We start from the raw sequence: 8,168 nt of genomic DNA on the forward strand, positions 1-8,168 counted from the left end.
CCGCCGGTGCGGCGCATCGACGGCGCCTACGGCGACCGCAACCTGGTCTGCTCGTGCCCCCCGGTGGAGGCCTTCGCGTAAGTCCGCCCGGTCAGCCGAAACGCTCGACGATCGCCGCGGCGATCTGATCGGGCGCGTCCTCCTGGATGAAGTGCTTGGCGTCGGGCAGTTCGACCAGAACGTGGTCGGGGAAGGTCGCCCGCATCCGGGGAAGGGTCGGGCCGGGCCGGAAGGCGAAGTCCTTCATGCCCCAGACGAACAGGGCGGGTTTGGCGCCGAGCTTCGCGGGCACGTCGCGGGCGAGGCGCGCCAGCAGGGGTTCGGCGGCCAGGATCTGCCTGGGCATCTCGGCGACGCCCCTGCGCGCGTCGGGGCTGGGCTGCACGGCGCGGTAGTGCTCCATCACCGCCTCGCTCGGGCGATGCCGGGTGCCTGCGGGAACGAGTCGCTCGACGAAGAAGTTGCGGCGCAGGATCGCGTACTGCAGCGGCGGGCTGGACATCACCCGGCTGAACACCTTGGTCGTGAACACGTCGGTGGGCCAGAACCAGGTGTTGCCCAGGATGACGCCGCGCACCCGCTCGGCCCGCTCCACCCCGACCGCCATGCTGATCGGGCCGCCCCAGTCCTGGCCCATCGTCAGGTAGCCCTCCAACTCCAGGTGGTCGACGAACTCGCCGAGCACCCGGGCGTGCTCCTCGATGGTGTATCCGAACGCCGCGGGCCGATCCGATAGCCCGAACCCCAGGTAATCCGGTGCGATGCAGCGGAACCGGTCCCGCAGCGCGATGACGATGTTGCGATACAGGAAGCTCCAGGTCGGGTTGCCATGCCACAACACAAGCGGGGGCCCTGAGCCCTCGTCGATGTAGTGCAGCCGGCCCCGCGAGCTGTCGAACCAGCGCGACTGGAACGGGTAGAGCCGTGGGTCGGGCGTGAAATCGATGCTCATGGCGCTCCTTCGCTCGCGCCCATGATGCTAGGCCCCGAGTGCGACAACAGCCGGGCCGCAGCGGACGTCAGTACCGGCCGAAGGCGAGGGCGACGTTGTGCCCGCCGAACCCGAACGAATTGTTGATGGCGTATCGGAAATTGCCGCGCCGTGGATTGCCCGACACCACGTCCAAATCGATTTCCGGGTCCAGGTTTTGCAGATTCAGCGTCGGCGGAACGATCTGATCGCGCAACGCCAGCACGGTCAGGATCGACTCCACCGCGCCCACCGCGCCGACGGAATGCCCCAGCGCGGACTTCGGCGCGTACACCGCGGGCCTGTTGTTGCCCAACGCGTTGTTGATGGCCTTGGCCTCGGCCAGGTCACCGATCTGCGTCCCGGTGGCGTGGGCGTTGACGTGGTCGATGTCGTCGGGCGTGAGACCCGCGAGCTGGATGGCGCGGGTCATCGCCTGGCCGGCCCGGCTCCCGCTCGGGTCGGGCGCCACCATGTGGTAGCCGTCGGACGTCACCCCGGCCCCCATCAGCCGGGCCAGGATGCGCGCCCCGCGCGCCTTGGCGTGCTCCTCGGTCTCGAGCACCATCAGCGCGCCCGCCTCGCCGAACACGAAACCGTCGCGGTCCTTGTCGAACGGGCGACACGCACCGGCCGGATCCGCGTTGTTCGTCGACATCACGATCCGCATGTTCGCGAAGGCCGCGATGGGCACCGCCTCGATCCTGGTCTCGACGCCGCCGCAGATCGCGACGTCGGCCTCGCCGAACACCATCGCCTGCCAGGCCCGCGCGATGGCTTCCGAGCCCGACGCGCACGCCGACACCGGCGTCATCACACCCGCCCTGGCGTGCCGTTCCAGACCGACCGCCTGGGCGGCCGCGTCGGGCATGTACTTGCTGACGGCGAGCGGCGAGACCGCCTTCACGCCGCGCGCCCGCAGGTTGTCCAGGCTGAACACCAGTTCCTCGCCGGAACCGAAACCGGTGCCGATCGACACCAGCAGGCGGTTCGGGTCGACGTCGGGGGAGCCGGCATGGTCCCAAGCCCGCCGGTTGACGATGGCGGACATCCTCGCCAGGTAGCCGGTTCTGCGCAGCTCAGCGGGGTTGAGCTCGCTGTCGAATTCCTCCAGCAGGTGCCCGCCGATGCGGACCGGCAGGTCGAACTCCTCCACGAACGGGTCATCGAGCTCGCGGATTCCGCTCTGGCAGTCGAGGAGCAACTTCCAGGTGGTCTCCGCGTCGGTGGCCAGTGCGGTGGTCATGGCGATCCCGGTGACCACCACGTTTGGAAGTGCTTGTCCAGTAATCAGTTTCGTCATTGCTGTCGTGGATCATCCTTTCGCGACGCCGCCCCGGTCGTCGTCACGGACGCGCGTACATCGGGGCACCCTCCGGGTTCCCGTGGAAGGCGCTCGACCGAAAGCCTTCCCGTCGCGTCGGCCGTGGAATCAACCTCAAAGCCTAGCGGCAACTTGCGTTGCAGACGGGGAAGACCCCGCCGCAACGTAGCCGTACCCGCCCCGTACGCGAGCCTAATCCGGCCTCAGCTCAGGAAGGCGTTGAGTGCCGCGGCGAGGTCGGGGGACGCCGACGAGGCGAGGTTCTGGTAGCCGCCGCCGCTGAGCTGGGCGACCGCCTCCCACGTCGCGCGGTCCGGGTCACCGCCGAAGTCGATGACGTTCACGGCGATCGGTTTGGCCGGGTCGGCGCTCTTGCGGATGAAGTCCTGCAACCCGGGCCCGTCCAGGGTCTGGTCGGTGTGCGGGCCCGCGGTGATGACCAGTATCGAGTTGGTCTGGCCGACGTGGTAGTTGGTCTGCAGCTCCTGGTAGATCATGCGCAAAGTGGTGAACGACACCGCACCACCGGCCGACGAGTATTGCTTGTCCAGCGCGGCCGTCAGCGCCGCCGAGCGCGGCTGGCCGTTGACCGGGTCGCCCAGCGGCCCGCCGGGTACCTCGGAGCGGCCCTCGTGACCGTCGAACGTCCACAGGCCCACCACCGACGTGGGCGGCAGCGCCTTGATCTTGTCCTGAAGTGCGGCGATCACGTTCGCCAGCCGGGTCTTCCCGCCCTCCTGGCCGGGCATCGACTGGTCGAGCATGATGGTCGCGGCCAGCCCGCTCGACGGGGTGGCCATCGCCTCGGCAAGCGTCGTTCGCATCGCGTCGTCCCCCACCGACAGCGCGGCGGGCAGCGCCGGAAACGTGGTGACCGGGCTGCTCGGCGGCGTGACGCCGTTGACCCGGAAGCCGGCCTTGGCCAGCTTGGCGAGTTGCTCGGGCTTGTGCATGTAGCGGGCGAACTCGCTGGCGGCGGCGGACTGGTCCTGGGTCAGCCACGAGCCGCTCAGCAGGACGGTGGGGTAGTCGGCGACGGGCACCGGGCCCGACGGCAGCCAGGAGGCCAACGCGCCCTTGGCGTTTGGCGACGACTGGCCGCGCTGGAACAGCTGCTGCTCGGTGGTGATGACCGCATGCACCGGCGCGGCCGCCGCGTCGCCGGGCTTCAGCAGGGCGTTCATCGCCTCGGTCAGCGAATTGTCCGCCAGCTTGGGCTGTCCGTTCAGCACCGCGCGCACCGCGCCGGTGCCCTGGGTCGCCGGCGCGCCGGGAGGGGCCGACGCGGCCGCTATCGCCTCCCCGGCGAGGAACGCCGCGTCACCGTTGCCGTTCATCGGCACGGCCAGTCGCAGCGACCCCCAGGCCGGCAGGTTCACGCCGGCCAATCCGTTCGGATTGGTCTGCAGCCCGGGCAGCGCCGCCCAGTTCTGGTTGGCCAGGGCCGACGCGAGTTCGGGCCGGACGGCGAGCACCACCGGCGACGTCACCAGCGAACGGCTGTCGGTGATCGTCTTCTGCGCCGTGGCCCCGGCGAGCCGCGCGGCCGAGATCGAGCTGCCGGGGACCCACAATGCCGGCTGCGCGCCGAGGTCGGCGGGCCACTTGCCGATGAAGCCGTTCAGGACCGCGTCCGAGCCCGCGGGCTTGACGCTGACTTCCACGCAGTGGTCCCCGATCGGGCCGGCCGAGGAGTTGTAGCTCTGCGCGAACTGCTGTACGGAGTCGGCGATCGACGGGTCGGCGATGACGGTGACCGTTTCCTTGCCGCCGACGCAGCGCCCGGCGGCCTGGTGCGAGCGGTTGGACAAAGCGTCGCCGAAGAAGCTCCACAGGATCACGGTGCCCACCACGACGACGACCGCGACGAGGGCCACGATGACGCCGATGCTGACTCCCCGGCGCCCGCCCTCGCTGCGGTGGCCGCCCCGCCAGTCACCGAGTCCCCGGTGCCCGCCGCGGAACAGCGACGGCGACGCGGCCGGCGGCTCCGAGGCGGGCGGGCCCGGCTGCCGCGGCGGGAACTCCGGGTACTCGTCGGCCGCGTCACCCGCGAACTCCCCGGCGCCGTAGGGCTCGTCCTCGTCCGAGAAGTCGTCCGCGTCCGAATAGTCGTCGGCCGGGTAGTGGCCCGCGTCGGAGTAGTCCTCTCCGACGGCGTCCCGGTGACGGTCCTCCGCCTCGCCGCTTTCGTACGGTTGGTCGACGGAGTCCTCAGGGTCGGGCAAACTGTGCCTACCCATAACGGTGTCCGTCGCCTTTCCGTCGATAGATCCGACTTGTTGTCAACCCGCCGCTGATCTTAGTCACCAGCGGCATCAATGGGTGCCGAGGCCGATTAAGGCACCGGCTCAATTTGATTGCGCCGCGCGGGCCTTGGCCTCGCGCCGACGGCGGTGCAGGATCGGCTCGGTGTAGCCATTGGGCTGCTGGGTTCCCGTCAGGATCAGGTCCTGGGCGGCCAGGAATGCCAGACTGTCGTCGAAGTCGGGCGCCATCGGCTGGTAGGCCGCGTCCTTGGCGTTCTGCTCATCGACCAGCGGCGCCATCCGTTCCAGGCTGGCGCGCACGTCCTCCTCGGTGATGACACCGTGGCGCAGCCAGTTGGCCAGCAGCTGGCTCGAAATCCGCAGCGTCGCACGGTCTTCCATCAGGGCGACGTCGTGAATGTCGGGCACCTTCGAGCAGCCGACGCCCTGGGCGACCCAGCGCACCACGTAGCCGAGGATCGACTGGCAGTTGTTGTCGACCTCCTCGCGAATCTCCTCGGGAGCCCAGGCCAGTTCCTTGGCCAGCGGGATGGTCAGCAATTCCTCGATGTTGGTGCGCTTCTTGCCCGCCAGCTCCTCCTGCACGGCGCCCACGTCGACGTAGTGGTAGTGCATCGCGTGCAGCGTGGCCGCCGTCGGGGAGGGCACCCACGCGGTGGTCGCGCCCGCCTTCGGTTGGCCGATCTTCTGCTCGACCATGTCGGCCATCAGCTCGGTCATCGCCCACATGCCCTTGCCGATCTGCGCCTTGCCCTTGAAGCCGGCGGCGAGCCCGATGTCGACGTTGGCGTCCTCGTAGGCCTTGATCCACGCGGTGCTCTTCATCGCGCCCTTGCGGATCATCGGGCCGGCCTCCATCGACGTGTGGATCTCGTCGCCGGTGCGGTCCAGGAAACCGGTGTTGATGAACACGACCCGGTCGGCCGCGGCCTTGATGCAGGCCTTGAGGTTGACGGTGGTGCGCCGTTCCTCGTCCATGATGCCGACCTTCAGCGTGGCCTGCGGCAGGCCCAGCACGTCCTCGACGCGGCTGAACAGCTCGCAGGTGAAGGCGACCTCGTCGGGCCCGTGCATCTTGGGCTTGACGATGTAGATCGATCCGGTGCGGCTGTTGGCCAGCGGGCCGTTCGCGTCGCCGGTCTTGAGCCCGTGGATCGCCGTCAGGCCGGTGAACAGCGCGTCCATGATGCCCTCGAAAACCTCGTTACCATCGGCATCCACGATCGCGTCGTTGGTCATCAGGTGACCCACGTTGCGGACGAACAGCAGGCTGCGGCCGGGCAGGGTCAGCTGACCCTCACCGTCGGGCGTGGTGTAGGTGCGGTCCCGGTTGAGCACACGGGTGAAGGTCTTGCCGTCCTTGGCGACCTCCTCGGACAGGTCGCCCTTGTTCAGCCCCAGCCAGTTGCGGTAGCCGAGCACCTTGTCGTCGGCGTCGACGGCGGCCACCGAGTCCTCGAAGTCCATGATCGTGGTGACGGCCGATTCCAGCACCACGTCCTTGATGCCGGCGCGGTCGGTCTTGCCGATCGGCGATTCCGGGTCGATCAGGATCTCGATGTGCAGGCCGTGATTGACCAGTAGCACCGACCAGTCGGGGGAGCCGAGCTCGCCCGTGTAGCCGGCGAACTTCTCCGGGCTGGCCAGGTCGACGGACCCGTCGCCGGTCGCGACCTTGAGCCGGCCGTCTTCGACCGAGAGTGCGGTCGCGTCGGCCCAGGAGCCGGACTCCAGCGGCACCGCTTGGTCGAGAAAGTTGCGGGCGTAGGCGATGACCTTGTCGCCGCGGACCTTGTTGTAGCTGGTGCCCTTCTCCGCACCGTCGTCCTCTCCGATGACGTCGGTGCCGTAGAGGGCGTCGTACAGCGAGCCCCAGCGCGCGTTCGCGGCGTTCAGCGCGAAGCGGGCGTTGAGCACGGGCACCACCAGCTGCGGGCCCGCGGTCGTGGTGATCTCGTCGTCGACACCCGAGGTGGTGATCGTGAAATCCTCGGGTTCGGGCAGCAGGTAACCGATTTCGGTGATGAACTGCCGGTAGGCCTCGACATCGAAAGGCTCGATCACGCGTTGCCGGTGCCACTTGTCGATCTGGGCCTGCAGCTCGTCGCGCCGGCGCAGCAGATCCTGGTTCTTGGGGGTCAGGTCGGTGACGACTTTGTCGACTCCCGCCCAGAAGCTGTCCGGGTCGATGTCGGTGCCGGGCAGGGCCTCGTTGTTCACGAAGTCGTAGAGCACTCGGGCGACGCGCAGGTTCCCCGCCGACACGCGATCAGTCATGTTTCTCCTCCGTAATGAAGCCTCACCAAGCCGCATTGGCTCGGAGCGGCAATGCCTTCAGCCTACCGAGCAGCAGCCTGGTGAGCGTATCCGCCCGACCCGCCACACCAGGTCAAGCCGCGCTGACAGCTCCAAACCATGCCGCTGCGGCGAGCCAGGGGATCGATTTACAGCAACGCGTCGACGCGCCTGAGATCCTGCGCCCTCCAGCACTTTCTTGACTGGCAGCCGATGGAAATCATACGGGCTCGCCGCAGCCCTCCTCGGCGACCCAGTGCCCCTACGCATCACGCATGGTGCCGACGAGGTCCTCGACCAGGTCTTCCATGGCCACCATCGCGACCACCTCGCCGCCCGCGCCGGTCACCAGCGCCAGGTGGCTGTTGCTGCGGCGCATCCGCGACAACGCGTCGGCCAGCGGCAGCGACTTGGGCAGGCGCGGAAGGGGCCGCACCATCGCCAGGTCGATCACGGTCCCCGGGTCGTCACCGAGCGTCAGCATGTCCTTGATGTGCAGGTAGCCGATGAAATCACCGGTGACGTTCGCCACGGGGAACCGCGAGTAGCCGGTCTCGGCCAGGGCCCGCTCGACGGCACCGACCGTCGGGCCGGAACCCGGTGCGGCCACCGGCACGGCGTGCACATCACCGAGGGGGACCGCAACGTCGCCGACCACCCGGGTGCCGATCTGCAGGGCGCGCGTCAGCCGGGTGTGCTCCTCCGGATCCAGCAGGCCCTGCGATTCCGATTCGGCGATCATCTCGCTCAGCTCGACGGGGGACACCGTCAGCTCGAGCTCTTCCTTGGGCTCGACTCCCAGCGCGCGAACCACCACGCTGGCGCATTTGTTGTAGAACGTGATCAACGGCCGGACGGCTCGCACGTAGGCCAGGTAGGCCGGCACCAGCAACATCGCCGTGCGCTCGGGACCGGCCAGCGCGATGTTCTTCGGCACCATCTCGCCCAGCAGCACGTGCAGCGTCACGACGATCGCCAACGCGATCGCGAACGACAACGTGTGCAGCAGCGGCGGCGGGATGCTGGTCAGCCCCAGCGCCGAGCGCAGCAGGCTGGAGACCGCCGACTCGCCGATCCGCCCCAGCAGCAGCGACGCGGCGGTGACACCCAGCTGGGCCCCGGCCAGCATCGCCGGCAACTGCTCGCCGGCGCGGATCACCGTGACCGCGCGCGCCTTGCCCTGCTCGGCCAGCGCTTCCAGCCGGTCGCGCCGGGCCGAGATCAACGAGAATTCCGCGCCGACGAAGAAGGCGTTGACGCCGATCAGCACGATCGCCAGGAACACTCCGACGGGATCGCTCATCGCGGA

At 68.9% G+C, this 8,168-nt stretch carries 6 protein-coding genes; 1 reads left to right on the forward strand and 5 read right to left on the reverse strand.

Annotated features, from left to right (window positions below; all coding sequences use genetic code 11):
- On the forward strand, nucleotides 1–81 hold an 81-nt coding region (locus A5691_RS29255; protein WP_369827052.1), incomplete at its 5' end, for a hypothetical protein.
- A 10-nt stretch (nucleotides 82–91) separates the two neighbouring features.
- Here A5691_RS29255 and A5691_RS26810 read toward each other — a convergent pair.
- The 5 genes from A5691_RS26810 to A5691_RS26830 form a co-directional block, all read right to left on the reverse strand.
- Nucleotides 92–952, reverse strand: a complete 861-nt coding sequence (locus tag A5691_RS26810; RefSeq protein ID WP_068015754.1) for a haloalkane dehalogenase — start codon at nucleotides 950–952, stop codon at nucleotides 92–94.
- Between the two features lie 67 nt (nucleotides 953–1,019).
- Nucleotides 1,020–2,273, reverse strand: coding sequence for a 3-oxoacyl-ACP synthase KasB (gene kasB / locus A5691_RS26815; RefSeq protein WP_067784992.1), 1,254 nt, complete (start codon nucleotides 2,271–2,273; stop codon nucleotides 1,020–1,022).
- A 224-nt stretch (nucleotides 2,274–2,497) separates the two neighbouring features.
- Nucleotides 2,498–4,537 carry a substrate-binding domain-containing protein gene (locus A5691_RS26820; protein WP_068015757.1) on the reverse strand — a complete coding sequence of 680 codons (2,040 nt, stop codon included), beginning with the start codon at nucleotides 4,535–4,537 and terminating at the stop codon, nucleotides 2,498–2,500.
- A gap of 108 nt (nucleotides 4,538–4,645) precedes the next feature.
- Nucleotides 4,646–6,841: a malate synthase G gene (locus A5691_RS26825; protein ID WP_068015762.1), complete on the reverse strand. Its 2,196-nt coding sequence runs from the start codon at nucleotides 6,839–6,841 to the stop codon at nucleotides 4,646–4,648.
- A gap of 280 nt (nucleotides 6,842–7,121) precedes the next feature.
- Nucleotides 7,122–8,162, reverse strand: coding sequence for a hemolysin family protein (locus A5691_RS26830; RefSeq protein WP_067758898.1), 1,041 nt, complete (start codon nucleotides 8,160–8,162; stop codon nucleotides 7,122–7,124).
- Between the last annotated feature and the right edge of the window lie 6 nt (nucleotides 8,163–8,168).

Origin of the sequence: Mycobacterium sp. E183 (assembly GCF_001667735.1) — a bacterium.
GTDB lineage: Bacteria > Actinomycetota > Actinomycetes > Mycobacteriales > Mycobacteriaceae > Mycobacterium.